We start from the raw sequence: 26,609 nt of genomic DNA on the forward strand, positions 1-26,609 counted from the left end.
GCCTTTTTCATTGGACGATCAGGCGCTCAGGCGCGCGTCAGCTCGCGGACGAGGCCGGGCGTCAGTTCGTCGTAATGGGCGATGATCCGTCCCGGAGAGAGTTCGGCGACGGGTACGTCCGAATAGCCGAACGGTACGGCGATCGACGCAACGTTGGCGTTGCGGGCGGCCATGATGTCGTTGACACTGTCACCGATCATGACGCTGCCGTTCAGCGTGCCGCCGGCGCGCGCGATCGTTTCCGTCAGGTGACGGGCATCGGGTTTGCGAACGGGGAAGGTATCTCCGCCGGTGACCGCGGCAAAATGCTTGGATAGGTCGAGGCCGTCCAGCAGCCGGACCGCGAGCGATTCCATCTTGTTGGTGCAGACGGCCAGCTTGTAGCCGGCATCCGTCAGCCGCTCCATGGCCGAGACGACGCCGGGGTAGGGCGCGCTCTCGCCCGGCATGCCGGCGCGGTAGTGCTCGACGAAGACGCCCATCAATTCGGTCAATCGCGCCTCGTCGAGGCTTTCACCGCGCATGGAAAAGGCGCGCTCGATCATCGTGCGCGCGCCCTGGCCGACGAGAAAGGTCAGATCGTCATAGGTGACGGGGGCGAGGCCGGCCGTGCCGATCGTGTAATTGATGGTCGTCACGAGGTCAGTGGCGGTGTCGATGAGCGTGCCATCGAGGTCAAAGACGACTACGGGCGAGGTCATGGGTGGCCTTTCTTTGAAGCGGGAGCGATTGAGGTTCGGTAAGGGAAGGCGGTACGGAATGCAATGTCCGGTTTCGATCGCGCTTGGGGCTTTCGTTTGGCGCTTCAGCCGTGTAAACAGCACTCCGGTGCAATAAAGGGAGGAACGTGGCGCATGGACGCCCGTCAAATGAAGATCAAGGCTGCCGCGGCGGCGCTTGCTCACGTCGAGAATGGAATGCGTCTCGGCATCGGTACAGGATCGACGGCCGAGGAATTTGTCCGGCTGCTGGCCGAGAAGGTCGCCGACGGCATGTCGGTCGAGGGCGTGCCTACATCCGAACGGACCGCCAGGCTCTGCCTCGAACTCGGGGTCCCATTGAAATCCCTGGACGAACTTCCCCATCTCGATTTGACGATCGACGGCGCGGACGAACTGGACAGCCGGTTGCGGCTGATCAAGGGCGGCGGCGGGGCGCTGTTGCGCGAAAAGATCGTCGCAACGGCTTCCGACCGGATGATTGTCATCGCCGACGAGAGCAAGGTGGTCGAGACCCTCGGGGCCTATCCGTTGCCGATCGAGATCAACCCGTTCGGCAGTGCCTCGACGCTTCTCGCGGTCGAGAAAGCGGCCTCCCGGCTCGGTCTTCCCGGTGCCCTTACGTGGCGGCATACACGGGACGACGAGCTGTTTACGACCGACGGCGGGCACTACATTCTGGATGCATCATTTGGCCGTATTCCTGATGCAGAGGCCTTGTCGGCAGAACTTTTTTCAATAGCCGGTGTGGTGGAACACGGGCTGTTTATCAACATCGCTTCGCTTGCAATCATAGCCGGCGCCGACGGCGTGCGGTCCCTGCAGGCAGAATAGAAAACAGGAGCTTGAAGCGCATGATGAAATTCGCTGGTCTTGGCCGGGCGGCAATCGTGACCCTTATTTTTTCCGGTCTGGCTTTCGGATCCGTGGCAAGGGCGGACGACCCGAGCGAAGCGCAGGTCAAGGCGGCTTACACCGTTCTCGACGCACTTGGCGCCACCACTCCGTTCGACAACATCCTTCCGCAGATCGCTTCCAGCCTGAAGGCGCAGCTCATCCAGGCTTCTCCGAACCTGGAGAAGGAAATCAACGAAACCGTTGACGAGCAGGCGCTTGAAATTGCCAAGCGTCGCGGCGACCTCGAGCATGAAGCCGCGATCATCTACGCCAAGGAATTCACGCTCGAGGAACTCAACCAGATCTCGACCTTCTATTCCTCGGATCTCGGCAAGAAGTTCCTGAAGTACAATCCGATCGCCGCCCGCGAACTCAACAAGGCGGCTCAGATTTGGGCGTCCGGTGTGTCGCGCGACCTGTCGGCAGCCGTGGCCAAGGAGATGGACGCCAAGATCAAGGCTCAGCAGCCGGCACCGGCCGCAACCGACGCAGCGCCGGCTCCCAAGCCCTGATTGCCGTTACGTCATATCCCATGAAAAGCCCGGTCCGCCGGGCTTTTCTTTTTTGCCTGACATGCCCATATGGCTTAGGCATTTCACATTCAAAGTTCCTGCTGCACTCCGGAGTCGCCCATGCCTTCCTTCGATTATGATCTGTTTGTCATTGGTGGAGGCTCCGGCGGCGTGCGCAGCGCCCGGCTCGCGGCGTCCATGGGAAAGAAGGTGGCGATCGCCGAGGAGTACCGCTTCGGCGGCACCTGCGTCATCCGCGGCTGCGTTCCCAAGAAGCTTTTCGTCTATGCCTCGCAGTTCAGTGAGCATTTCGAGGATGCCGCCGGCTTCGGCTGGACCGTCGGCGAGAGCCGCTTCGACTGGAAGGTCCTGATTGCCGCGAAGGACAAGGAAATCGAACGGCTGGAAGGCCTCTATCGCAAGGGCGTTACCAACGCCGGCGCCGAGGTATTCGAGACGCGGGCGCTGATCGAGGGGCCGAACGCGGTGCGGCTGGTCAGCACGGGGCAGGTGGTCACCGCCGAGCGCATCCTGATCGCCGTGGGCGGCGCGCCGAACCCGCATGACTCCCTGCCGGGCCACGAACTCTGCATTTCGTCGAATGAGGCATTCCATCTGGAGGCCTTGCCGAAGTCCATCCTGATCGCCGGTGGCGGCTATATCGCGGTCGAGTTCGCGAATATCTTTCACGGCCTCGGCGTGGAGACGACGCTCGTCTACCGCGGCAAGGAAATCCTGTCGCGCTTCGATTTGGATTTGCGCCGCAAGCTGCATGAGGCGATGGAAGCCAAGGGCATCCGCATCATCTGCCAAGACGTTATCGAGGATGTGCGCGAGACGTCGAGCGGTGGCCGGACCGCGCGGCTGAAGGGCGGCGAGGTGCTGAATGTCGACCAGGTGATGCTGGCGCTCGGCCGCGATCCCTATACCAAGACGCTCGGGTTGGAGAATGCTGGCGTCGAGACGAATTCGAAGGGTGCGATCGTCGTCGATGAATATTCCCGCACGAACGTTCCATCCATTTTTGCGCTTGGCGATGTCACCGATCGGGTACAGCTGACCCCGGTCGCCATTCACGAGGCGATGTGCTTCATCGAGACGGAGTTCAAGGGCAACCCGACGTCGCCGGATCATGATCTGATCGCGACCGCCGTGTTCTCCCAGCCGGAAATCGGTACCGTCGGCTTCAGCGAGGAGGATGCCTCGAAGGCCTTTGAAGAGATCGAGGTCTACAGAGCGGAATTCCGGCCGCTGAAGGCGACGCTCTCCGGGCGGCAAGAGAAGACGCTGATGAAGCTGATCGTCAATGCCGCGGACCGGAAGGTCGTCGGTGCGCATATTCTCGGCCACGACGCAGGCGAAATGGCGCAGCTCCTCGGCATCACGCTCAAGGCGGGCTGCACGAAGGACGACTTCGACCGCACCATGGCCGTGCATCCGACGGCGTCGGAGGAACTGGTGACGATGTATTCGCCGACATACCGGATCCGGAACGGCGCGCGGGTCTGAAGACCTTTTCAATACAGTCGGAGACGCCGACAGAAGTGCCGGCGTCCCGCGTCCTGATCGATCGCAGTTGCCACCGGTTGTTGTCGCAGGAGCAGCAGGCATTGCCGGCGATTGGCGCTATACATGCGGCCGTTCAGACGCTATAAGCCGCCAACTTGAAGAAGACGTACGTCCGGACGATCGGCCGGAACATGAGTAGGTGATTGACATGGCACAGATTTGGACACCCGACAGCTGGCGCAACAAGCCCATCCAGCAGGTGCCGGACTATCCGGATCAGGCGGTTCTCAAGGCGACCGAGGAGCGGCTCGCCACGTATCCGCCGCTGGTATTTGCAGGCGAGGCGCGTCGCCTGAAGTCCGCGCTCGCAAGCGTCGCCAATGGCGACAGCTTCCTGCTGCAGGGCGGCGATTGCGCCGAAAGCTTTGCCGAACACGGCGCCGACAACATCCGCGACTTTTTCCGCGCCTTCCTGCAGATGGCCGTCGTGCTGACCTTCGGCGCGCAGCTGCCGGTCGTCAAGGTCGGCCGCATTGCCGGCCAGTTCGCCAAGCCGCGCTCCTCGAACATCGAGAAGCAGGGTGACGTGGAACTGCCGAGCTACCGCGGTGACATCATCAACGGCATCGAGTTCACGCCGGAAGCCCGTATTCCGAGCCCGGAACGCCAGATCATGGCCTACCGTCAGTCGGCGGCGACGCTCAACCTGCTGCGCGCCTTCGCGATGGGCGGCTACGCCAATCTGGAAAACGTGCATCAGTGGATGCTCGGTTTCGTCAAGGACAGCCCGCAGGCGGAACGTTACCGCAAGCTCGCCGACCGGATTTCCGAAACCATGCAGTTCATGCGGGCGATCGGCATCACGTCCGAAAACAACCACTCCCTGCGCGAGACGGATTTCTTCACCAGCCATGAGGCACTGCTGCTCGGCTACGAACAGGCGCTGACCCGCGTCGATTCCACCTCTGGCGACTGGTACGCGACCTCCGGCCACATGATCTGGATCGGCGACCGCACCCGTCAGCCCGACCATGCGCATGTCGAGTTCTGCCGCGGCATCAAGAACCCGATCGGCCTGAAGTGCGGCCCGTCGATGACCGCCGACGGACTGATCGAGCTGATCGACATCCTGAACCCGGCCAACGAGGCCGGCCGCCTGACGCTGATCTGCCGCTTCGGCCACGACAAGGTCGCCGACAATCTGCCGCGCCTCATCCGCGCCGTCGAAAAGGAAGGCCGCAAGGTCGTCTGGTCCTGCGATCCGATGCACGGCAACACGATCACGCTCAACGGCTACAAGACCCGTCCGTTCGAACGCGTCCTGTCGGAAGTCGAAAGCTTCTTCCAGATCCACCGTTCGGAAGGCACCCACCCGGGTGGTGTCCATTTCGAAATGACGGGCAAGAACGTAACGGAATGCACCGGCGGTGCGCGCGCGCTGACTGGCGACGATCTCGCCGACCGTTACCACACGCATTGCGACCCGCGTCTCAACGCCGACCAGGCTCTCGAGCTCGCCTTCCTTCTCGCCGAGCGCATGAAGGAAGCCCATGACGAGAAGCGCATGGTCGTCAACGGCTGATCAGCGGCGCTGATCGATCGTTTCAGTCGATTGAACTTGCATTCGAAGGGCCGGCAGCGATGCTGGCCCTTCATCATTTGCGGGGAGACTACGGCAATGTCGACAGACTTTCAGATCCATTCGGGCGGATGCCTTTGCGGCGCGGTGCGGTTTCGCGCGCACGGCGAACTCAGCAAGGTCGTCGCCTGCCACTGCAGCCAGTGCCGCCGTCAGTCGGGCCACTTCTGGGCGTCGATCAATGTGTCTGACGAGGAACTGGAGATTGATGGCGCGGACGGCGTGACCTGGTATTCCGCGACACCCGGTATTCTCCGCGGCTTCTGCCGCGTGTGCGGCTCGTTCCTGTTCTGGAAGAGGGAAGGTCGGGATTATACGTCGGTCGGCGCCGGCGTATTCGAGCTGCCGACGTCGCTCGTTCTGACGCGGCACATCTATTGCGCCGACAAGGGCGACTATTACGAGATCAAGGACGGCCTGCCGCAGTTTCCCGGCTCGAGCGCCGGGTGATATTCCTTACTGCAAGGTCGCGTCGTCAGATCGTCGGTCGAGCGCCTGGGTGAGGCGGGCGACGTCCTCGCGCAGCCTTGCGATCTCGCCGAGCACCTGCATGTCGATCTTCTGGTGCAGGGCGAGCACTTCCAGCTCGGCCTTCAGGTTGACCTCGTAGTCCTTTGCGGCCTCGAAACGGTCGCGGGCCGCCTGCCTGTTCTGCGACATCATGATGATCGGCGCCTGGAGGGCCGCCAGCATGGAGAGCACCAGATTGAGGAAGACGAAGGGGTAGGGGTCGAAGACGTCACGGGTGAGCAGGATGGTGTTGGCGATGACCCAGAAGGCCATGAAGACGCCGAAGCTGATGATGAAGCTCCACGAGCCGCCGAAGGTGGCAATGTTGTCGGCAAGCCGCTCGCCGAAGGTCTTGTCGGCGTCGAACGCTTCGTTCGTGTCAGTCGAAAGCGTGCGACGCTCGCTGATGTGCTTGAGCACCCGTCGTTCGGTTTCGCCGAGTTGCTCATGCGATTTGCCGAACAGTTTCTGGGCAAGGTCGATCGGTTTCATGGTGTCAACCGTCTATGGCCGATGGGCGCGGTGGATCAGGTGCCGATATCTATAGCACCGCCCCTTTCGGGGAAGAACCGCTTCAAACCGTATTCTTTGCCAAACATTATGTCATGCTGGAGGAAGCGGTAATCGCGGATCAACGGCGCCACGCCCTTCTTCTGCTGCCAGCCGGAGACATCCTTGCCGGAGGCCTGTTCCAGCATATAGCGGTCGAGGATGTCGTAGTGCTTGGACACGTCGCCAAGGAAACCGGTGTAGTAGGGATGTTCCATGCCGGCGAGCTTGAGGATGCGATAGGGCAGCAATGCTGGGCTGATCGTGCCGATGTCCTTGACCGGCCCGGTCTTGCTCGACCAGATCAGCAGCGGCGTTTCGTGTTCCCGTTTCATCTGGTCGGCGGGGGCGCGGCGCAGGGCTGTCTGCTGCTCCATGTAGCCACCGCTGACATAGGCGGTTCCGAGCGGCGGCAGATGGTCGCCGAAGAGGACGATGATCGTCTCGCGATCGCGCGTCTTTGCCCATTCCGTCAGACGCTTGAGGCTGTCGTCGGCTTCCTTGACTCCCTGGGCATAGGTGGCGATGCGCTCGCGGTCGTCTTCCGGAATGTTGCCATCGACGGAGATCGTGTTGACCTTGTAGCGGTGCGGCTCATACGGGCCATGGCCCTGCAGGGTGACGGCGAAGAAGAAGAAGGGTTCTTCGACCTCGTCGGCTTCGCGCATGATTTCCTTCATCAGCGACTCGTCGGAGGCGAAGATCCCGCGCTTTTCCATCGGCGGCATCTTGTCCTCGGACATGAACTCGTCGAAGCCGAAGTCCTTGTAGACGTTCGAGCGGTTCCAGAACCATTCCTGGAAGGGATGGATGGCGCGCGTTGTGTAGCCTTCGCTCTTGAAGAAGGTCGCGAGCGAGGGCAGGGGGCGGCGGACATACTGCTGGTAGGGAATGCTGCCCCACGGCAGGAAGGCGTTGGAGAAGCCGGTCAGCGCCTCGAACTCGATGTTCGGCGTCATGCCGCCGAATTCCGGCGAGAAGACGTGTCCTCCCTGGATCGAACGGATGAAGGGCATCGGATCGGGCGAGAGCTTCACATTCGGCAGCCGGGTCGGATCCCAGAAGGATTCACTCATCAGCACGATGACGTCAGGCTTTTGACGGTAGTTGGCCGGCACGGCGAGGCCCACAGGCTCCTTCTGGATCGCACCGATCGCATCCGGGCCGTAGCCGGCGGGCGCGGCGACGTGGGCCATCGGCACGTTGAAGAGGAAAGCAAGGATGAAACCGTTGTGCTTGTAGTTCTCCTTCTGGTCCCACATCATCGGCACGGCCTGCAGGCGGTCGCGCAGCCAGAAGAACTTCGAGTAGTCCATCATGTGGGCAAAGCCCGCGATCAGCGGCAGGGCGACGGCAAGCCGCAGGATGCGCTGGCGAGCCGAAAGCCGCGGAAAGGTGCGCCAGGCGAAAATCCAAGAGCCGATGACCGCTGCGGCGACGACGATCGTGCCCACGGCAAGCAGGATTGCGGTGAGCGGCCGGTCGCTGACGAGAGCAGGCATCAGTTCCATGATCTGCCGGCCGAACAGCATGTCGGACGGGTAGAAGGGATCGGACAGATAGAGCTGCTTCTGCGAGTTGACGACCGCCATGCCGACCAGCAGAGGCGCGAAGATCAGGATAGCCTTGTGCTCGCGGCCGAGCAGCGCGTCACCGGCCAGATAGGCAAGAAAGACGACGCCAACGGTGGTCCAGGACGGCTGGGCGAAGGTTGCGAAATAGGAGAGTGCTTCCGGCAGCGATCCGCGCGAGATCCATTCGACGACGAAGACCGTCAGGAAAGACAGGAACAGTGTCGCGAGCAGGGCCGATGCAAAAACCGTTGCCTGATGACCGCGGCGGGTAGCGGTGCCGCCTGCGTCAAGATAAGCATTCTGGGCAGGTGCACCGGATATGAAATAGGCCAAGGAAATCTCCAGATTTCACAAAAGTTTCATGCAAGCGTCATACGACTGTCATGATACTTACAGAAGGGCGCCTGAACCGAGCATGAATGAAATATTTCGTGCGTGGCAATTCTGTTGCGTTGCCGCTCGGACAGCAGGCAAAACCGGCAAATGCGAAGCACCCGGTGATCTCGCGTTGCAGGTCGGCGCAAGTCGCGCTAAACGTCGCTCATGACGACAGAAACGCCCGATCCAAAGCTCATTCGAATTGCGATTGCGCAAGGCAATCCCACGCTTGGCGACATTGCCGGCAACCTGCAAAAAGCCCGTGCCGCCCGTGCCGACGCGGCGGCGCAGGGCGCGGACCTTCTGCTCTTGACGGAGCTTTTCATCTCCGGCTATCCGCCCGAGGATCTGGTGCTGAAACCGGCGTTCCTGAAGGTCTGCCTGAAGGCGGTTGAGGAGCTGGCGGCCGACACGGCCGATGGCGGTCCGGGCGTCGTCATCGGCTTCCCGCGCCAAGGTGAAAAGGGCCGGCACAATTCGGTAGCCCTTCTTGACGGTGGCAGGATCGTTGCCGTGCGCGACAAGATCGACCTGCCGAACTACGGCGAGTTCGACGAGAAGCGCGTCTTCACCGAAGGCAGCATCACCGGGCCTTACAATTTCCGGGGCGTGCGCATCGGCATTCCGATCTGCGAGGAAATCTGGAACGATGCGGGCGTTTGCGAAACGCTGGCCGAGGCTGGCGCCGACATTCTGCTCGTGCCCAACGGCTCGCCCTATTACCGCGAGAAGCTGGACGTCCGCCACCAGGTGGCGCTGCGTCAGGTGATCGAAAGCGGCTTGCCGCTTGTCTACGCGAACCAGGTTGGCGGCCAGGACGAGCTCGTATTCGACGGCGCTTCCTTTGCCTTCAACGCCGACAAGACGCTCGCCTTCCAGATGAGCCAGTTCGAGGAAACGCTCGCCGTCACCACCTGGCGACTTGGCGAGGACGGCTGGCGCTGCGATGGCGGGCCGATGTCCAAGATACCGGAGCCGGAGGAGGCGGATTACCGTGCCTGCATGCTGGGTTTCCGCGACTATGTGAACAAGAACGGTTTCCGCAACGTCGTCCTCGGCCTGTCCGGCGGCATCGATTCGGCCATCTGTGCGGCAATCGCCGTCGATGCGCTCGGCGAAGAGCGTGTGCGCTGCGTGATGATGCCATATCGATACACCTCGCAGGACTCGCTGAAAGACGCGGCCGCCTGCGCGCTGGCGCTCGGCTGCCGCTATGACACGGTGCCGATCGAGGAGCCGGTGACAGGTTTCACCTCCGCGCTCTCCGAACTCTTCGAGGACACCGAAGCCGGAATCACCGAGGAGAACCTGCAGAGCCGCACGCGCGGCACGATCCTGATGGCGATCTCCAACAAGTTCGGCTCGATGGTCGTGACGACCGGCAACAAGTCGGAAATGTCGGTCGGCTACTGCACGCTCTACGGCGACATGAACGGCGGGTTCAATCCGATCAAGGACCTCTACAAGATGCAGGTCTATGCGCTGTCGCGCTGGCGCAACGCGCACGTGCCGCCGGGTGCCCTCGGACCGTCCGGCGAGGTCATTCCGCAGAACATCATCGACAAGGCGCCGTCCGCCGAGCTTCGGCCGGACCAGACGGACCAGGACTCGTTGCCGCCTTATCCGGTGCTCGACGACATTCTCGAATGCCTCGTCGAGGGCGAGATGTCGGTCGAGGATATCGTCGCGCGTGGCCATGATGCGGCGACCGTGCATCGGGTCGAGCATCTGCTCTACATTGCCGAATACAAGCGCCGGCAGTCCGCCCCGGGTGTCAAGATCACCAAGAAGAACTTCGGCCGCGACCGCCGCTATCCGATCACCAACCGGTTCCGCGACCGCTGATTTCGTAGTGCTTTTAGCGTTTGTTTACTCTGCAGTTTAAGCGTTCGTTGCTGCTTGCATGCTAACGTTTGCTCCACAATCAGGTGGTTGGGCATGATGTTCCCTCCGCCGGACGTGGCCTAGGGGGCAAGTATGCAGTATCGAAGTGCCAGCGTGATGGGCAGCCGGATGGTGCCGGTCATCTATCTCGCCTGTGCCGTCATCGCGGGTGTCTTTGCGGCTGCGGGCTTCATGGTCCTCGATTATTCGGTCAAGCAGGCGGAAGTCTTCGCGATCGCCAGCGAGCGCAAGCTGGTGCAGCAGGAATTCCAGCATCAGATCGATCAGGTCGCCAAGCTGCAGGCCGAACTCTCCTATTCCGACCGGACCGTTGACTATTTGCGCGCGCCCAACAGCGCTGACCTTCTTGCCGCCGATCCTACCGTTCGTTCGATATGGAGCGATCTCGGCTTTGCCTGGGTCGTCTTCACCTCCGCCGGAAACACGCCGCTGCTGGCCATCAAGGAGGGCAAGCGCGTGGAAGACAGCAGCGCCGGCGACCTGATGTTCTGGATCGACGATCTGATCTTCGAAGCGAAGCAGAAGTTTCGCGCTGCCCTGAAGGATGATGGCGGCCGTCTGTCGATCACGCGCTCGGCGCCGAATCCGGATTCGCTCGAGCTTCCGATGCCGGACATCTATGCGTCAGACATGCGGATGCTTTTCGGTGAGATGAGCATCGTGGTCGTCCAGGGCGTCGTGCCGCGCAGCCCGGACGGCGTCTTGCCATTCAACGGGCCGAGGCTCCTGATCACCGTGAAGCCGATTTCCAAGGCGATGCTTGCCGGGATGGACACGCGCCTGCATATCCGCAACCTGCATGTGGTCAGCGAAGCGGGCAAGGATCCGGCCGATGCGTCGACGCCTGTCGGCAACGGCTTTACGGATGGGCCTTATCTCGTCGCCTGGACACCGAACACGCCAGACACCTATATCTGGTCGAAGGCCGGCCCCAAGGTGGTCGTCGCCGTCCTGATCGCGCTTCTGGTCCTTGGCTATATCGCCGTACGTTTCGGCTCGGTGGTGCACGCCTTGCAGCGCAGCGAGGCGAGAAACAGCTTTCTTGCCAATCATGACGCGCTGACCGGTCTTGCCAACCGGGCAGGCTTCGATGCTGTGCTTGGCAAGGCGGCGGACGAACGGCGGCCGTTCTCCCTGATCGCCATGGACCTTGACCTCTTCAAGGCGGTCAACGACCGCTACGGACACACCGCCGGCGATGCGGTGCTGAAGGACATTGCCAACAGACTGCGCGACCGTATCGGCAAGCAGGGACTTGTCGGGCGTCTGGGCGGTGACGAGTTCATGGCGTTCCTCGATGGCGTTATCGACCGCGACGAGGTCATGGCGATCGCCACCGGCCTCGTGCGCGACGCGCAGGTTCCGGTGCTCCATGACGGCGTGATCCTTCAGGTGGGCGGCAGTGCCGGGGCGGCGATCTTCCCCAAGCAGGCGCAGTCCGTGCGCGAGCTCGTGCTGCTGGCCGACGAGGCGCTCTATGCCGCCAAGGACGCCGGACGCAACTGCGCCGTCATGTCGGGCGAGCATCCGGTGGCGGGTATCGTCAAGCAGTTCGCCTGAAAAGCCACGCCCGTCTGTCCGCTCAGTTTTCCTGATTTTCGGGCGTTTCAGTCATGTCGTCGCCGACGATGAAGGACGGGCCGACCTGACGGATATTCCGCTTTTCCGGATCATAGTCGCGTTCGTCTGCAGCCGGTAGCGGCGACGATGGGGTCACCGCCTCCGCGACCGGCTTCTTTGCGGGCGGCGGGACAGTGGTTATCGTCGAGTAGCCTTCGCCGGAAGGTGTCTGCTGCAGCTTCTCGCGCCGCATGATGTCCTTGTAATAGGCTTCCATCTCGCAGCCGCATTGGGGATCCGCGCCCGGCTTGCGCTGCTTGTAGAGGTTGGCCGTCGACATTTGCGAATATGGCTCACCGGTGGCGGCGGAAATCATGTCGCCGGTCTCGGTGTCATAAAGCGAGGAATAGAACAGTTCGGTTTGCGTTCCGGGGCACATGGCCGCGCAGGTCTCTGCGTCCCGCTGAAAGGATGCGGGACTGGCATTGGACGAGATCGGGAAGAAGCCGCCGTCACAGGTCCTGACACACATGGTCTTCAATGGACTGCCAACTTCGAAACCGAGCGTGGGGCGGATCACCGATGGCCAGAAGTGTTTCTTGTCCTCGCGTGGCGGGATGAAGGTCTCGACGGGCCGGCGTATGTCGGTGTCGCTGTCCGGGTCGGTGGAGGCGAGCGTTGGAAACGTGTCGCTCTGGCATCCGTTGGCGGCGATGGCGTCGAGGATTTTCTGCCGCTGCTCGCGCGTCGCTCCGCTTCGGTTGGAGATCGGCAAGCGGCCGGAGGCCATTTCATCGCGTGCCTTTCGCATGCCGTCGATGGCCGACTGTTGGGCACTGCAGGCATCCTGGTTGGCGCCGCCAATGACGACGACGCTGCCCGACGAGCAGCCCATGTCCCTCAGCCGCTGGCGGGCGGCGCGGATTTCCTGGTCCTTGTCCAACAGTGCGCGGCGAAGGGCTCGGGTCTGGATAGTGGTGCCGATGACTTCGGTGCCGGAGGTCAACTGCTGATACAGCGTGGTGCAAACCTCGTCCGACTGCGCCAGCGCCCGATCCGCCGTCGGCAAAGCCAGGCAGATTGACAGGATCATCAGGCCGAACTGGTTGGCAGCCACGTCGGAGGCCTCCGGTTTTTCAGGCGGGCGCCTATCTCACGCAGCCCATCCCATGCGCCCGCCGCAAGCAGAGGCGGACCTGATCTTTGCAGGCCATCATAATACAGGCGTGCGTTGCGGCAAGCTGACCAAAACGGGACAGCTTGCCCGCAACAGTGTCATGGGTGCCCTCAGATCGGCTGCGATGCCTCGACGACGGAGAGGGCCGCCATGTTGACGACGCCGCGCGACGTCACCGAAGGCGACAGGATGTGCACGGGCAGGGCGGCGCCGAGCAGGATGGGGCCGACATGCAGGCCGTCCATCATCGTCTTGACCACGCCGAGCGTGATGTTGGCTGCGTCGAGGTTTGGAAACACCAGGAGATTGGCTTCGCCCGTCAGCCGGCTCTGCGGCATGACGCGCTTGCGCAATGCCTCGGAAATGGCAGAATCGCCATGCATTTCGCCGTCGACTTCCAGGTCCGGCGCCTTTTCCTCCACCAGCGCCAGGGCGCGGCGCATCTTCGCCGAACTTTCCGAATCGCGCGAGCCGAAGTTGGAATGCGAGACAAGGGCGGCCTTCGGCGTAATGCCGAAGCGGCGGATTTCCTGGGCGGCCATGATGGTCATTTCCGCGATCTCTTCGGCCGACGGATTGTAGGTGACGTAGGTGTCGGTGAAGAAGGTGGCGCCGCGCTGCGAAATCAGCAGGCTGAGGCCGGAGAAGTCGAGCACGCCTTCCTTCTTGCCGATGATCTGGCGGATATCGCGCAGATGCCGGTCGTAGCGGCCTTCGAGACCGCAGATCTGCGCATCGGCTTCGCCGCGCTTGACCGCTAGCGCACCGATGACCGTCGGGTTGGTACGCACGATCGTGCGGGCTGCTTCCGGGGTGACGCCGCGGCGACCGACCAGCGCGAAATAATCGTCGACATATTCGCGGAAGCGCGGATCGTCTTCCGGGTTGACCACGTCGAAATCGGTATGGGGCCTGATCTTCAGGCCGTAGCGCTTCAGGCGCATTTCGAGGATCTGCGGACGGCCAATCAGGATCGGTCGGGCAATGCCTTCTTCAAGCAGGATCTGGGCGGCGCGCAGCACGCGCTCGTCTTCGCCTTCGGAGAAGATCACCCGCTTGCGCTCGGCGCTCTTGGCGGCCGCGAAGATCGGCTTCATCAGGAAGCCGGAGCGGAACACGAAGCGGTTCAGCTGATCGAGATAGGCGTCGAAATCGGTGATGGGCCGGCTCGCGACGCCGCTTTCTTCGGCCGCCTTCGCAACAGCCGGCGCGATGCGCAGGATCAGGCGCGGGTCGAAGGGCGACGGGATGAGGTAGGTCGGGCCGAAGACCGGCGTCTCGCCGGAATAGGCGCGGGCCGCCACGTCGGACACTTCCTCGCGGGCGAGTGCCGCGATCGCCCGCACGGCGGCGAGCTTCATCTCTTCGTTGATGGTCGTTGCGCCGCAATCGAGCGCACCACGGAAGATGTAAGGGAAACAGAGGACGTTGTTGACCTGGTTCGGGAAGTCCGATCGCCCGGTGCAGATCATCGCGTCGGGACGCGCCTCGCGGGCGAGGTCCGGCATGATTTCCGGCGTCGGATTGGCGAGCGCCATGATCAGCGGCTTTTCGGCCATCTGGGCCAGGAGTTCAGGCTTCAGGACGCCTGCGGCTGAAAGGCCGAGGAAGACATCGGCGTCGGCAATGGAATCGGCCAGCACGCGCTTGTCGCTCTTCTGCGCGTAGATCGACTTCCAGCGGTCCATCAGGACCTCGCGGCCCTCGTAGACCAGGCCCTCGATGTCGTGGACCCAGATGTTCTCGCGCTTGGCGCCGAGGCTGACGAGCAGGTTGAGGCAGGCGAGCGCCGCCGCACCCGCGCCGGATGCGACGATCTTGACCTTGTCGATTTCCTTGCCGGCAAGTTCAAGGCCGTTCAGCACTGCCGCGGCGACGATGATCGCGGTGCCGTGCTGGTCGTCGTGGAACACCGGAATGTTCATGCGTTCGCGCAGCTGCTGCTCGACCTCGAAGCATTCGGGCGCCTTGATGTCTTCAAGGTTGATGCCGCCGAATGTCGGTTCGAGCGCGGAAATCGTGCTCACCATGCCGTCGACGGTCGGTTCATCCACTTCGATGTCGAAGACATCGATGTCGGCGAATTTCTTGAAAAGCACGGCCTTGCCTTCCATGACCGGCTTGGAGGCCAGCGGGCCGATATTGCCGAGGCCAAGGACGGCGGTGCCGTTGGAAATCACGCCGACGAGGTTGGCGCGCGAGGTGTAGTCGGCAGCCATCTCCGGATTGTCGCGGATGGCAAGGCAGGGTGCTGCGACGCCGGGTGAATAGGCGAGCGCCAGGTCGCGCTGGTTGCCGAGCGGCTTGGTCGCCTGGATCTCGAGTTTCCCGGGCGAAGGATAGCGGTGATAGAAGAGTGCCTGTTCGTCCAGATCGCCGCTGCGCGGGCCAGTGGTGTTGTTCGGCTTTTCTGGAGCGTTCATCCCATGCTTCTCCGTCTTTTGTGGCGCTTTGCCGATGGCTGTTACATCAAACCGTCAACCGGCGGTATCCAAAATATCGTCCCAGCGGCAATATTGCGCGCATTTTCGGTCTGCGTGACGCCTGCCAGGGCCATTGTCATCTTCCTGAAACAAGACTCTGTTTTTGACAGTCATAATTGGAGTGAACCAGTCGAACGGTGGATGACAAGATGGAAACCAGACGTTTCAGGACCCTTTTCATTTCGGACGTGCACCTCGGCTCGAAGGCTGCCAAGGCGGATTACCTCCTCGATTTCCTGCGCTATCACGAGGCCGAGACGATCGTGCTGGTCGGCGACATCGTCGACGGTTGGCGGCTGAAGCGCAGCTGGTTCTGGCCGCAGAACTGCAACGACGTGGTCCAGAAGCTGTTGCGCAAGGCGCGCAAGGGCACGCGCATCATCTACATCCCCGGCAATCACGACGAATTCCTGCGCGATTTTCCCGGCATGCACTTCGGCGGCATCGAGGTCATGGAGCGCGCCATCCACGAGGCCGCCGATGGCCGCAAATACCTGATCCTGCACGGTGACGAATTCGACGTCGTCGTCCGCAACATCCGTCTTCTCGCCTATCTCGGCGACTGGGCCTATGATGCGGCCATCCGGCTCAACATCGTGATCGCCGCCGTCCGCCGCCGCATCGGCCTGCCTTACTGGTCGTTTTCGGCATGGGCCAAGCTGCAGGTCAAGCACGCCGTCAACTTCATCGGCGAGTTCCAGAAGTGCGTCGTCGACGAGGCCCGCCGCCACAATGTCGACGGCGTCATCTGCGGCCACATCCACCACGCGGTCATGGAAGACCTGGATGGCATCCGCTACATCAATACCGGTGACTGGGTGGAAAGCTGCACGGCCGTTGCCGAGCATGCCGACGGCACCTTTGAGCTGATCACCTGGCAACAGGTGACCGCCGAAGAGCCTTCGCCGATCCAGCTTGCTCCGCCGCTGAAGTTGCGTTCCGACAAGGCGGCCTGAGGCGAGAGGCAGACTTCCGCTGCAGGAGGGGCCCGGGCCCTGTCCTGTCGGTGGCAACCACAGTGGCACGTTTGCAATGCGAGCGGTAAATTCCCGCGACATGGGGGACTGTCTCGACCGGCAGCCGTGACACTGGGCCTGCCGGAGGGTAAATAGGCAAGACTCAGTAATTCAATGAAGATTGGCGCATATTGTCAGCCGAAACGAGTACTCCTGCAGCCTTCGAATTCGAGACGCCCGGGGCGTCGGGCACCAGTCGGCTCGTGCTGACCGGTGACTGGCGCAATACGACGATCACCCCGGTCATCGACCCGTTGCGCGAACTCGCCGCCAAGGGGCTTCCAGAGGTTCTGGAGATCGATGTCGCCGGCCTCGGCAGCATCGATACGGCCGGAGCATGGCTTATCCGCCGGATCGAGATGAAGGCGCGCGAATCCGGTGCGCGCGTCAGCCTGACGGGCGAACGCGCCGGCCTGAAGGAACTGCTTGACGCGATCCCCGAGAAGGTGTCGGACGGAAAGGTGGCGCCGCGGCAGATGGCACTTGCCGAGCGCATCTTTGCACCCGTCGGTCGTCTGACGATCGCCTTCTGGAACGACTTCGAAGCGTCGATGTACATTCTCGGCTCCGCCGTACGCGGGGCGCAGATGAAGCTCGGGCGCGGCAGTGGCGTTTCGCCGGCGGCGATTGCCAACCAGGTCGACCGCATGGGCGTTCGGGCCATTCCGATCATCCTGCTGATGTCGTTCCTGATCGGTGCGATTATTGCCCAGCAGGGCGCTTTCCAGCTGCGCTATTTCGGCGCCGAGGTCTTCGTGGTCGATCTTGTCGGCATCCTGCAGCTGCGCGAGATTGGCGTACTGCTGACGGCGATCATGATCGCCGGCCGTTCGGGCAGCGCCATCACCGCGGAAATCGGCTCGATGAAGATGCGCGAGGAGATCGACGCGCTGAAGGTTATCGGGCTCAATCCCGTCGGCGTGCTGATCTTTCCGCGGCTGGTGGCGCTGACCATCGCCCTGCCGCTGCTGACCATCGTCGCCAATTTCGCGGCGCTCGGGGGGGCGGCGATCATCGCCTGGGTCTATTCCGGCATCACCTTCGAGGTGTTCCTGACGCGCCTGCGCGACGCCATCGACTATTCGACGATCATTTCCGGCATGGTGAAGGCACCGTTCATGGCGCTGATTGTCGGTGTGGTCGCCGCACTCGAGGGTATGAAGGTCGGCGGCAGCGCGGAATCGCTCGGCCAGCACGTGACCGCTTCCGTGGTTAAATCCATCTTCGTCGTCATTCTCGTGGACGGGCTCTTTGCCATGTTCTACGCGGCCATCGATTTCTGAGGGCGCGGGCATGGATGAGACCACACAGGCAAAGGCAGGCGAGGGCGAGCGGGAGGTCATTCTTTCCGTGCGCGACCTGACCGTCGGGTTCGGCGAAAAGCTGGTGCTCGACAACCTGAACCTCGATGTCTATCGTGGAGAGATCCTCGGTTTCGTCGGCGGCTCGGGTACCGGCAAGTCGGTGCTGATGCGCACGGTGCTGCGTCTCCTGCCGCGCCAGTCTGGAACGATCAGCATTCTCGGCAAGAACTACGACGAGCTGAACGAGAAGGAGCACTTCCAGCTCGACATGCGCCTCGGCGTCCTTTTCCAGCATGGCGCCCTGTTTTCGTCGCTGACGGTGAAGGAAAACATCCAGGTGCCGATGCGCGAATATCTGGATCTGCCGAAGGAGCTGATGGACGAACTCGCCTATCTGAAGATCCAGATGGTGGGCCTCGCGCCCGACGCTGCCGACAAATATCCTTCGGAACTGTCGGGCGGCATGATCAAGCGCGCGGCGCTGGCGCGGGCCCTGGCGCTCGATCCCGACCTCGTCTTTCTCGACGAGCCGACCTCCGGTCTCGACCCGATCGGCGCTGCGGAATTCGACGAACTCATCGCCCGGCTGCGCGATACGCTGGGTTTGACCGTTTATATGGTAACACACGACCTCGATAGCCTGTTTTCCGTCTGCGACCGTATTGCGGTGCTTGGACAGAAGCGGGTATTGGTCGAGGGAACATTGGAAGACATGCTCTCGTTCGAGGACGACTGGGTGCAATCCTATTTCCGCGGCAAGCGGGCCCGCTCGATCGTCGGCCGGACATGAGCGCCATGTCGGTACAGTGGAAGGACTGAATGGAAACGAAAGCCAACTACACCATCGTCGGCATATTCACGCTGCTCATCATCGCGGCGGCGTTCGGCTTCGTCTACTGGATGTCCGGCTTCGGCGGCAAGGGACCGACCGTGGAGCTGCTCGTGCGCATTCCCGGATCCGCCAACGGGCTGAGCGTCGGATCGCCGGTGCGCTTCAACGGGATTGCCATCGGCTCCGTGCGCGACCTCAGGATCGACAACGACCCGCGCTTCACCGTCGCCTACACGGAAGTGCGGGCCGATGCCCCCGTCTATTCCAGCACCAAGGCGGTCCTGGAAATCCAGGGTCTGACGGGCGCTGCGTATATCGAGCTTTCGGGCGGCGACAAGTCGAACGATAACATCCTGCAGGAGGCGATGCGGACCGGCAAGCGCGCGGTCATCGTCGCCGACCAGTCGTCGGTGACCAACCTGCTGGCGACCGCCGACAAGATCCTCGATCGCGCCGACGATGCGATCGGCCAGTTGCAGGGCTTCATCAGCGATGCGCGCGAGCCGCTGACACAGACCGTCAACAACGCCAAGACGTTTTCCGATGCGCTCGCCCGCAATGCCGACGGCATCGACAAGTTCCTGAAGAGCGTCTCGGCGCTCTCCGACAGCGTCACCGGGCTTTCCGGCCGGCTGGATTCGACGCTTGATGCGATCGAGAAGCTGGTCAAGGCGGTGGACGCCGAGCGCATCAACAACATTCTCGCCAATGCCGAGAAGGTCAGCAAGGACGTGGCCGATTCCTCCGGCGAGCTGAAATCCACCGTCCAGAGCTTCAAGACCACGGCGGAATCGATCAGCAAGGCCGGCGACAAGGCGGCCAACGTGCTCGACAATGCCGACAAGCTGATCGTCAAGATCGACCCGGCGAAGCTCGGCATGGCCGTCGACAACATCGCCGCCGCCGCCGCCGATGCGCGCGTGGCGATCGCCTCGTTCAAGAATGTCGGCGACACGGTCGACAAGCACCAGCAGGATATCGACGACACGATTCAGAACGTCACCGAAATGGCGAAGAAGCTGAACGCGGCCTCCAACCGCGTGGATGGCATTCTCGCCAAGGTCGACGGCATGGTCAGCTCGGACGATTCGCAGGGCATGTTCGCTCAGGCGAGCGAGACGCTGAAGTCGATCAAGACGCTGGCCGACAACCTGAATGCGCAGGTCGGGCCGATCGCAGCCAATCTCAACAAGTTCTCGTCCAGCGGTCTGCGTGACGTCGAGGGCCTGGTGGACGATGCGCGGCGCACGGTGAAGTCCCTTGAGGACACGATCAACAATCTTGACGACAATCCGCAGCGGCTCCTGTTCGGCGGCGGCGGTGTCAAGGAATATGACGGGCGTACCCGTCGCTGAGGAGTGGCTTAATGAGTGGAGTGGCAAGGTTGGCGATCATGCGCAAGGGAATGCCCGCACTGGCTGCCGGGGTGCTGGCAACGGTGTTGATGAGCGGCTGTTCCACGACGCCGCCAAGCGACACGTTCGATCTGGCCGCTCCCGTCGTTTCCACCGATCGCTCCGCCCAGCGCCGGCAGATTCTCGTGCCTGTGCCGTCCGCCATCAAGGCGATCAACAGCGAGAAGATCATGGTCCGCGTCTCGCCGTCGGAGGTGCAGTATCTCTCCGGCTCGCAATGGAGCGACACGCTGCCGCGCATGGTGCAGGCCAAGCTCGTGCAGGCCTTCGAGGCGACCGGCAAGCTTGCCGGCGTCGGCGTGCCGGGGCAGGGGCTGGCGATCGACGAGCAGGTGGTCACCGAAATCCGCGCCTTCGAGGTGCAGGCCTATGGCGGCGTCAAGCAGGCCAATATCGCCATTTCGGTGAAGATCCTCAACGACCGCAACGGCAGCGTGAAGGCGACGAAGCTCTTCACCGCGACGGCGCCGGTCTCCGGTTCGGAACCGCCGGCTTTCGTCGATGGTCTCGACCGCGCCTTCGCCGACATCGCCAACCAGATCGTCAGCTGGTCGCTCGGCGTCATCTGACCGGCCTTTCCGTCGGTCTCTCCCCTGTCACGATCTGCGGGTAGCATCGGCCTGGCCGGTTCGCTGCGCATGTTTCGCCGTGTTTCGCACGCGTTTCGGAACCGAATGCGCTGCCGGCCATTGATAGGGTGTACCCATTCGACAACGACAACAGGAGGAAGCGATGGCTATCGTCAAAAAAGGCTCGGCTCACTGGAGCGGCGGACTGAAGGACGGCAAGGGGCAGGTGTCTACCGAAAGCGGCGCGCTCGACAAGCAGCCCTACGGATTTCGCACCCGCTTCGAAGGCCAGCCCGGCACCAATCCGGAAGAACTGATCGGCGCGGCGCATGCCGCCTGCTTCACCATGGCCCTGTCGCTGATGCTGGAAGAGGCCGGCTTCAAGGCCGACAGCCTGGAAACCACCGCCAGCGTCTCGCTCGACAAGAAGGACGACGGCTTCGCCATCACCGGCATCGAACTCTCGCTTGCCGGCACGGTTTCCGGCATGGACGAGGCCAAGTTCAAGGAAATCGCCGACAAGGCCAAGGTCGGCTGCCCGGTTTCCAAGGCGCTTGCGGCGGTGCCGATCAGCCTGAAGACGACGTTCGGGTGAGGGGTGAGATGCGGTCGGCTTTGCCGATGAAACGATCCTGTGAATCGTTTCAAGCATCGAACGCCCGAAGCCATGCGAAGGGCGGGGGTATCGGCGTGTCATGCCGCACGACCCCCTCTCTTGGAATTTCTAACACTTTGCTTTCGCTAAGATGTTGAAATTCCATTCTCCCCCGCCAAGGGGGAGATGGGAGAGCGCGGCGAACTCAGCGCTTCACCTCTCCCCTTGCGGGAGAGGATACAAAATCATGATCTTAGCTTCAGCTAAGTCATAGATTTTGTTGGTGAGGGGATCGTGTTGGAAAACGGGTTGCATTCCGCAAGCCCTCTGCAATCATATTGCATGCGCCAGTTCATTCCGCCTCAGCACCGTAATTTCGCCCGCTCCATGCGTGCCGATAGCACGGTGGCGGAGTCCATCTTGTGGCAGGCGTTGAAGAACCGCCAGCTGGACGGCTTCAAGTTCAAACGCCAGGTGCCGCTTGACGGCTATATTCTCGATTTCGTCTGCTTCGAGGCTCGGCTGATCATTGAGGCCGATGGTGGCCAACATGCCGAGAGCGTTCGGGATATTGAACGTGATCGTCATTTCCGTGCGGCCGGTTTCCGGGTACTGCGCTTCTGGAACGACGAGATTGAACGCAATGTCGCCGATGTTTGTCGGGAGATATTGCTGGAGCTGAGGAATACGGGTGAATGATGGGTTTCGCCTCTCCCCTTGCGGGAGAGGAAGAAAAATCAGTGTCTTAGCGCGCAGCGCTAAGCGCTAGATTTTTCAGGTGAGGGGATCTGTTTCGTTGCCACGCTTACCGACCCCCTCTCTTGGAATTTCTAACACTTAGCTGGCGCTAAGATGTTGAAATTCCATTCTCCCCCGCCAAGGGGGAGATGGGAGAGCGCGGCATAGGTTCGGTGATTGAGCGCGCGTTTAAAATTTCATTTGCTTCGCTTTTCGCCAAATGGCGCCCAACAGCAATCCGATGCTATGGCAAGCCAAACCGATCGAGGCGAAATAAATACAGAATCCTAGCTTTGATTCAGCTGGCGCGGCGTTCAATGCCATCATATTTTTTATATGAATGCCATGCTGAAGTGGTCCAGCTAAATACAGTATGAATACAGATGAAGCGATGTGCCCGACCACGTATCTAAATTCTATTTCGATCTTAAAAATTATTGGCAATAACGATATAATTATACATGTCGATATTGTTATGTAAATTTGTTGCTGTGCGAGATTTTGATTGAGAAAGTAACGAGGAATTATTGCTGAAAATATTGTAGCTGCTATGGAAAATGCTGATAGGGCTTCATTCATCAAATGTCTTTTAGATCCGGATGTCATCGCTGTGCATTTCAATTGTGGTGGAATTTTCGAGATATTTTTAATCATAATAAAATCCCCGCGGTGAACCCAATCACCGCGGGGAGAAGTTTAGGCTAATTCAACTGGAAGATAAGCGGTCAGTGCCGCTTATCCCCGGCGATTGCGATCAGCTGCACCCGCTGGTCGCACCACAAGTATCGCACTTCTCGCAAGTCCCGTTGCGGACCATCGTGAAGTTCTGGCACTCGGAGCACATGTTGCCGGTGTAGCCTTGGGCGATCGAGCGCATGCGGCGTTCGGTCTCGAGCTTCTTGGCGTCGGCCTTGGCGGAGGCGGCGTCGGCGGCGGCCTTGTCGGAGAACAGGGCGGTTGCCTCCTGGGCCGACTCGTCGGCGATCTCTTCCGCCAGTTCCGCGGCGCGTTCCTCGTAGTCACGCTTGAAGGCGACGACTTCCGAGGTGGAGGTGACCGTCTCGGTCACGGCGACGGCATCGATCTTGCGCGCGGTGGCGCCGATCGCGGTGACGTTGCCGCCGGAGACGCGCGCCGTTGCCGGGGCACCTGCCGCCGAACCCTTGGGCTCGGAGGAGGGGCCGTGGCCGGAGGAGACCAGCGTCGGCTTGTGGCCGCGGGTCCAGCCGGTCGAGATCAGGTTGGTCTTGCCTTCCTGGATGCCCTTGCCGAGCGCCGTGTTGCCGAAGTCGGAGGTGTCGACATGGGCGAGATCGTGGCGGTTCAGGTAGGAGACGGCCAGTTCGCGGAACACGTAGTCGAGGATCGACGTGGCGTTCTTGATGGCGTCGTTGCCCTGCACCATGCCGGCCGGTTCGAACTTGGTGAAGGTGAAGGCCTCCACATATTCTTCCAGCGGCACGCCGTATTGCAGGCCGAGCGAGATGGCGATGGCGAAGTTGTTCATCATCGCACGGAAGGCCGCGCCTTCCTTGTGCATGTCGATGAAGATCTCGCCGAGGCGGCCGTCACCGAATTCGCCGGTGCGCAGGTACACCTTGTGTCCGCCGACGACGGCCTTCTGGGTGTAGCCCTGGCGGCGGTTCGGCAGTTTTTCGCGGTCGCGGACGATCTTCTCGACGATGCGCTCGACGATCTTCTCGGTGACGGTGACGGCCTGGGCGGCAGCCGGAGCGGCGACCAGCGCCTCGACGGCATCGTCCTCGTCGTCCTCGTCCTCGATCAGCGAGGCGTTGAGCGGCTGCGACAGCTTGGAGCCGTCACGGTAGAGGGCGTTCGCCTTCAGGCCGAGCTTCCAGGACAGCATGTAGGCCGCGCCGCAATCCTCGACGGTTGCCTCGTTCGGCATGTTGATCGTCTTGGAGATGGCGCCCGAGATGAACGGCTGGGCGGCCGCCATCATGCGGATGTGGCTTTCGACCGACAGGTAGCGCTTGCCGATCTTACCGCACGGGTTCGCGCAATCGAAGACGGCGAGGTGCTCTTCCTTGAGGAAGGGCGCGCCTTCAAGCGTCATCGCGCCGCAGACGTGGATGTTGGCGGCCTCGATGTCCTTCTTCGAGAAGCCCATGTGATCGAGCAGGTTGAAGCTCATGTCGGCGAGCTGCTCGTCGGAGACCTTCAGCGTGTCCTTAAGGAAGTCGGCGCCAAGCGTCCACTGGTTGAAGACGAACTTGATGTCGAAGGCGGCCTTCAGCGCGCCGTTGACGGCTTCGATCTTCTCGTCGGTGAAGCCCTTGGCCTTCAGCGTCGAGGGGTTGATGCCCGGCGCCTGGTTGAGGTTGCCGTGGCCGACGGCATAGGCCTCGATCTCGGCGATCTGGCTTTCGGTGTAGCCGAGCGTGCGCAGCGCCTCCGGCACGGCGCCGTTGATGATCTTGAAGTAGCCGCCGCCGGCGAGCTTCTTGAACTTCACCAGGGCGAAGTCGGGCTCGATGCCGGTGGTGTCGCAATCCATGACGAGGCCGATCGTGCCGGTCGGCGCGATCACGGTCGACTGGGCGTTGCGGTAGCCGTGCTGTTCGCCGAGCTCCAGCGCCTTGTCCCAGGCAGCCTTGGCGTGGGCGATCAGGTCGGCATCCGGGCAATCGTCGTGGATGAGGGCGACCGGGTTGACGGCGACGCCTTCATAGCCCTGCTTTTCGCCATAGGCGGCGCGGCGATGGTTGCGCATCACCCGCAGCATGTTCTTGGCGTTCGGCGCGTATTCCGGGAACGGGCCGAGCTCGGAAGCGATTTCCGCCGAGGTCGCATAGGCGACGCCGGTCATGATCGCGGTCAGGGCGCCGGCAATCGCGCGGCCTTCGTCCGAGTCATACGGAATGCCGGACGACATCAAGAGGCCGCCGATATTGGCATAGCCGAGGCCGAGCGTGCGGTACTTGTAGGAGAGTTCCGCAATCTGACGCGACGGGAACTGTGCCATCATCACCGAGATTTCGAGAACGACGGTCCACAGGCGGACGGCATGCTCGTAGTCGGCGATGTGGATGTTCTTCGTTGCCTGGTCCTTGAACTGCAGGAGGTTCAGCGAAGCCAGATTGCAGGCCGTGTCGTCGAGGAACATGTATTCCGAGCACGGGTTGGAGGCGCGGATCGGGCCGGCCGCCGGGCACGTGTGCCAGTCGTTCATCGTCGTGTTGAAGTGCAGGCCCGGATCGGCCGATGCCCAGGCGGCGTAGGAGACCTTGTCCCACAGGTCGCGGGCCTTCAGTGTCTTCATCACGCGGCCGTCGCGGCGGGCGGTCAGGTTCCAGTCGCCGTCATTTTCGACAGCGCGCAGGAACTCGTCCTTGATCGAGACGGAGTTGTTGGAGTTCTGGCCCGAAACCGTGAGGTAGGCTTCCGAATCCCAGTCGGTGTCGTAGGTCTTGAACTCGATGTCCTTGTAGCCCTGACGTGCGAACTGGATGACGCGCTTGATGTAGTTTTCCGGAACCAGCGACTTCTTGGCGGCGCGCACTTCGCGCTTCAAGGCCGGGTTCTCGTTCGGGTCGAAGCAGGCGTCGTTGTCGGCCTCGCAGTTGACGCAGGCCTTCATGATGGCCTTCAGGTGCTTGGCGACGATCTTCGAGCCGGTCACGAGGGCCGCGACCTTCTGCTCTTCCTTGACCTTCCAGTTGATGTATTCCTCGATATCCGGGTGGTCGATATCGACGACGACCATCTTGGCGGCGCGGCGCGTCGTGCCGCCCGACTTGATGGCGCCGGCAGCGCGGTCGCCGATCTTCAGGAAGCTCATCAGGCCGGAGGACTTGCCGCCGCCCGAAAGCTTTTCGCCTTCGCCGCGCAGATAGGAGAAGTTGGAGCCGGTGCCGGAGCCGTACTTGAAGAGACGGGCTTCGCGAACCCACAGGTCCATGATGCCGCCCTCGTTGACGAGGTCGTCGCCGACGGACTGGATGAAGCAGGCATGCGGCTGGGGATGCTCGTAGGCCGATTCGGACTGCTTGAGTTCACCGGTGAAGGGGTCGACGTAGAAATGGCCCTGGCCGGGGCCGTCGATGCCATAGGCCCAGTGCAGGCCGGTGTTGAACCACTGCGGCGAGTTCGGGGCAACGCGCTGGGTGGCAAGCATGTAGGCGAGTTCGTCGCGGAAGGCGAGGGCGTCTTCTTCGGTGGAGAAGTACTTGCCCTTCCAGCCCCAATAGGTCCAGGTGCCGGCGAGGCGGTCGAAGACCTGGCGGGCGTCGACTTCGGAGCCGTAGCGCTCGTCTTCCGGCAGGGCTTCGAGGGCCGCGGTATCGGGGACCGAGCGCCACAGCCACGACGGAACGTCGTTCTCCTCGACCTTCTTCAGGATCTTCGGCACGCCGGCCTTGCGGAAATACTTCTGCGCCAGAACGTCGGTCGCCACCTGGCTGAACTGCGCCGGCACGTCGATGTCGGCCAGCCGGAAGACGATCGAGCCATCCGGGTTCTTGATTTCACTGACCGCCTTGCGGAATTCGATCTCCGCATAGCGTGACTGGCCGTCTTTGGTGAATCGCCGTTCGATCCGCATCGTATTCATCCCCTTAAAAAGTCTGGCGTCGCCGGGCCTAAATTCCGGGCGCAAATGTCATCTCCGGCGGCCCGGTTTCATCCGCGCAGCCAGTGCTCAGTCCGTGTCACATTGGGTTCAACTCGGTGAGATGTGAACCCTGTATCTTGTGTGGATGGTGGCTG

The 26,609-nt window shown here is 61.9% G+C and carries 20 protein-coding genes; 14 read left to right on the forward strand and 6 right to left on the reverse strand.

What is annotated here, in order from left to right; genetic code table 11:
* Positions 1 to 26: 26 nt before the first annotated feature.
* Complete coding sequence (locus tag ACU5AZ_RS19365; RefSeq protein WP_446823946.1) at positions 27 to 701, reverse strand: HAD family hydrolase; 675 nt, start codon at positions 699 to 701, stop codon at positions 27 to 29.
* A gap of 153 nt (positions 702 to 854) precedes the next feature.
* On the opposite strand from ACU5AZ_RS19365, the gene rpiA reads away from it, so the two are divergent.
* From rpiA to ACU5AZ_RS19390, 5 genes are all read left to right on the forward strand, one after another.
* Positions 855 to 1,553, forward strand: coding sequence for a ribose-5-phosphate isomerase RpiA (gene rpiA / locus ACU5AZ_RS19370; RefSeq protein ID WP_446826060.1), 699 nt, complete (start codon positions 855 to 857; stop codon positions 1,551 to 1,553).
* A gap of 20 nt (positions 1,554 to 1,573) precedes the next feature.
* On the forward strand, positions 1,574 to 2,128 hold the full coding sequence (locus ACU5AZ_RS19375; protein WP_446823947.1) for a DUF2059 domain-containing protein: 555 nt from the start codon (positions 1,574 to 1,576) through the stop codon (positions 2,126 to 2,128).
* A 120-nt stretch (positions 2,129 to 2,248) separates the two neighbouring features.
* Positions 2,249 to 3,637, forward strand: a complete 1,389-nt coding sequence (gor, locus tag ACU5AZ_RS19380; protein ID WP_446823948.1) for a glutathione-disulfide reductase — start codon at positions 2,249 to 2,251, stop codon at positions 3,635 to 3,637.
* 208 nt (positions 3,638 to 3,845) lie between these two features.
* Complete coding sequence (locus ACU5AZ_RS19385) at positions 3,846 to 5,219, forward strand: class II 3-deoxy-7-phosphoheptulonate synthase (protein ID WP_446823949.1); 1,374 nt, start codon at positions 3,846 to 3,848, stop codon at positions 5,217 to 5,219.
* A 96-nt stretch (positions 5,220 to 5,315) separates the two neighbouring features.
* On the forward strand, positions 5,316 to 5,726 hold the full coding sequence (locus ACU5AZ_RS19390; protein ID WP_446823950.1) for a GFA family protein: 411 nt from the start codon (positions 5,316 to 5,318) through the stop codon (positions 5,724 to 5,726).
* Positions 5,727 to 5,732: 6 nt separating this feature from the next.
* On the opposite strand, the gene ACU5AZ_RS19395 is transcribed toward ACU5AZ_RS19390, so the two are convergent.
* Entirely contained in the window at positions 5,733 to 6,278 is a 546-nt protein-coding gene (locus tag ACU5AZ_RS19395) for a DUF1003 domain-containing protein (protein ID WP_446823951.1), read from the reverse strand.
* Between the two features lie 35 nt (positions 6,279 to 6,313).
* Positions 6,314 to 8,242, reverse strand: coding sequence for an LTA synthase family protein (locus tag ACU5AZ_RS19400; RefSeq protein ID WP_446823952.1), 1,929 nt, complete (start codon positions 8,240 to 8,242; stop codon positions 6,314 to 6,316).
* 210 nt (positions 8,243 to 8,452) lie between these two features.
* On the opposite strand from ACU5AZ_RS19400, the gene ACU5AZ_RS19405 reads away from it, so the two are divergent.
* Positions 8,453 to 10,132 (forward strand): NAD+ synthase, encoded by a 1,680-nt coding sequence (locus ACU5AZ_RS19405; RefSeq protein WP_446823953.1) that lies wholly within the window; start codon positions 8,453 to 8,455, stop codon positions 10,130 to 10,132.
* 132 nt (positions 10,133 to 10,264) lie between these two features.
* Positions 10,265 to 11,752: a GGDEF domain-containing protein gene (locus ACU5AZ_RS19410; protein ID WP_446823954.1), complete on the forward strand. Its 1,488-nt coding sequence runs from the start codon at positions 10,265 to 10,267 to the stop codon at positions 11,750 to 11,752.
* A 22-nt stretch (positions 11,753 to 11,774) separates the two neighbouring features.
* Here ACU5AZ_RS19410 and ACU5AZ_RS19415 read toward each other — a convergent pair whose 3' ends face one another.
* Both ACU5AZ_RS19415 and ACU5AZ_RS19420 read right to left on the reverse strand, forming a co-directional pair.
* Positions 11,775 to 12,869 carry a DUF2865 domain-containing protein gene (locus tag ACU5AZ_RS19415; RefSeq protein WP_446823955.1) on the reverse strand — a complete coding sequence of 365 codons (1,095 nt, stop codon included), beginning with the start codon at positions 12,867 to 12,869 and terminating at the stop codon, positions 11,775 to 11,777.
* Between the two features lie 170 nt (positions 12,870 to 13,039).
* Positions 13,040 to 15,352, reverse strand: a complete 2,313-nt coding sequence (locus ACU5AZ_RS19420; protein ID WP_446823956.1) for an NADP-dependent malic enzyme — start codon at positions 15,350 to 15,352, stop codon at positions 13,040 to 13,042.
* Between the two features lie 209 nt (positions 15,353 to 15,561).
* On the opposite strand from ACU5AZ_RS19420, the gene ACU5AZ_RS19425 reads away from it, so the two are divergent.
* From ACU5AZ_RS19425 to ACU5AZ_RS19455, 7 genes are all read left to right on the forward strand, one after another.
* Positions 15,562 to 16,368: a UDP-2,3-diacylglucosamine diphosphatase gene (locus tag ACU5AZ_RS19425; protein ID WP_446823957.1), complete on the forward strand. Its 807-nt coding sequence runs from the start codon at positions 15,562 to 15,564 to the stop codon at positions 16,366 to 16,368.
* Between the two features lie 191 nt (positions 16,369 to 16,559).
* Positions 16,560 to 17,711, forward strand: a complete 1,152-nt coding sequence (locus ACU5AZ_RS19430) for an ABC transporter permease (protein WP_446823958.1) — start codon at positions 16,560 to 16,562, stop codon at positions 17,709 to 17,711.
* Between the two features lie 10 nt (positions 17,712 to 17,721).
* On the forward strand, positions 17,722 to 18,522 hold the full coding sequence (locus ACU5AZ_RS19435; RefSeq protein ID WP_446823959.1) for an ABC transporter ATP-binding protein: 801 nt from the start codon (positions 17,722 to 17,724) through the stop codon (positions 18,520 to 18,522).
* Between the two features lie 29 nt (positions 18,523 to 18,551).
* Positions 18,552 to 19,919, forward strand: coding sequence for an MlaD family protein (locus tag ACU5AZ_RS19440; protein WP_446823960.1), 1,368 nt, complete (start codon positions 18,552 to 18,554; stop codon positions 19,917 to 19,919).
* 11 nt (positions 19,920 to 19,930) lie between these two features.
* The gene (locus tag ACU5AZ_RS19445) at positions 19,931 to 20,548 is read left to right on the forward strand and encodes an ABC-type transport auxiliary lipoprotein family protein (RefSeq protein WP_446823961.1); all 618 of its coding nucleotides are present in this window, start codon (positions 19,931 to 19,933) and stop codon (positions 20,546 to 20,548) included.
* A gap of 163 nt (positions 20,549 to 20,711) precedes the next feature.
* Positions 20,712 to 21,143 carry an OsmC family protein gene (locus tag ACU5AZ_RS19450; protein WP_446823962.1) on the forward strand — a complete coding sequence of 144 codons (432 nt, stop codon included), beginning with the start codon at positions 20,712 to 20,714 and terminating at the stop codon, positions 21,141 to 21,143.
* A gap of 342 nt (positions 21,144 to 21,485) precedes the next feature.
* Complete coding sequence (locus ACU5AZ_RS19455; protein ID WP_446823963.1) at positions 21,486 to 21,842, forward strand: endonuclease domain-containing protein; 357 nt, start codon at positions 21,486 to 21,488, stop codon at positions 21,840 to 21,842.
* A gap of 793 nt (positions 21,843 to 22,635) precedes the next feature.
* On the opposite strand, the gene ACU5AZ_RS19460 is transcribed toward ACU5AZ_RS19455, so the two are convergent.
* Positions 22,636 to 26,445: a vitamin B12-dependent ribonucleotide reductase gene (locus ACU5AZ_RS19460; protein ID WP_446823964.1), complete on the reverse strand. Its 3,810-nt coding sequence runs from the start codon at positions 26,443 to 26,445 to the stop codon at positions 22,636 to 22,638.
* Positions 26,446 to 26,609 lie beyond the last annotated feature (164 nt).

The sequence above is a fragment of the Rhizobium sp. PAMB 3182 genome (genome assembly GCF_052908355.1).

Coding starts and splice junctions, on each gene's coding strand:
- ACU5AZ_RS19410 (WP_446823954.1), top strand. CDS start 10,265: ATGCAGTATCGAAGTGCCAGCGTGATGGGCAGCCGGATGGTGCCGGTC.
- rpiA (WP_446826060.1), top strand. CDS start 855: ATGGACGCCCGTCAAATGAAGATCAAGGCTGCCGCGGCGGCGCTTGCT.
- ACU5AZ_RS19375 (WP_446823947.1), top strand. CDS start 1,574: ATGATGAAATTCGCTGGTCTTGGCCGGGCGGCAATCGTGACCCTTATT.
- ACU5AZ_RS19445 (WP_446823961.1), top strand. CDS start 19,931: ATGAGTGGAGTGGCAAGGTTGGCGATCATGCGCAAGGGAATGCCCGCA.
- ACU5AZ_RS19390 (WP_446823950.1), top strand. CDS start 5,316: ATGTCGACAGACTTTCAGATCCATTCGGGCGGATGCCTTTGCGGCGCG.
- gor (WP_446823948.1), top strand. CDS start 2,249: ATGCCTTCCTTCGATTATGATCTGTTTGTCATTGGTGGAGGCTCCGGC.
- ACU5AZ_RS19440 (WP_446823960.1), top strand. CDS start 18,552: ATGGAAACGAAAGCCAACTACACCATCGTCGGCATATTCACGCTGCTC.
- ACU5AZ_RS19405 (WP_446823953.1), top strand. CDS start 8,453: ATGACGACAGAAACGCCCGATCCAAAGCTCATTCGAATTGCGATTGCG.
- ACU5AZ_RS19420 (WP_446823956.1), bottom strand. CDS start 15,352: ATGAACGCTCCAGAAAAGCCGAACAACACCACTGGCCCGCGCAGCGGC.
- ACU5AZ_RS19460 (WP_446823964.1), bottom strand. CDS start 26,445: ATGCGGATCGAACGGCGATTCACCAAAGACGGCCAGTCACGCTATGCG.
- ACU5AZ_RS19435 (WP_446823959.1), top strand. CDS start 17,722: ATGGATGAGACCACACAGGCAAAGGCAGGCGAGGGCGAGCGGGAGGTC.
- ACU5AZ_RS19395 (WP_446823951.1), bottom strand. CDS start 6,278: ATGAAACCGATCGACCTTGCCCAGAAACTGTTCGGCAAATCGCATGAG.
- ACU5AZ_RS19455 (WP_446823963.1), top strand. CDS start 21,486: ATGCGCCAGTTCATTCCGCCTCAGCACCGTAATTTCGCCCGCTCCATG.
- ACU5AZ_RS19425 (WP_446823957.1), top strand. CDS start 15,562: ATGGAAACCAGACGTTTCAGGACCCTTTTCATTTCGGACGTGCACCTC.
- ACU5AZ_RS19365 (WP_446823946.1), bottom strand. CDS start 701: ATGACCTCGCCCGTAGTCGTCTTTGACCTCGATGGCACGCTCATCGAC.
- ACU5AZ_RS19450 (WP_446823962.1), top strand. CDS start 20,712: ATGGCTATCGTCAAAAAAGGCTCGGCTCACTGGAGCGGCGGACTGAAG.
- ACU5AZ_RS19385 (WP_446823949.1), top strand. CDS start 3,846: ATGGCACAGATTTGGACACCCGACAGCTGGCGCAACAAGCCCATCCAG.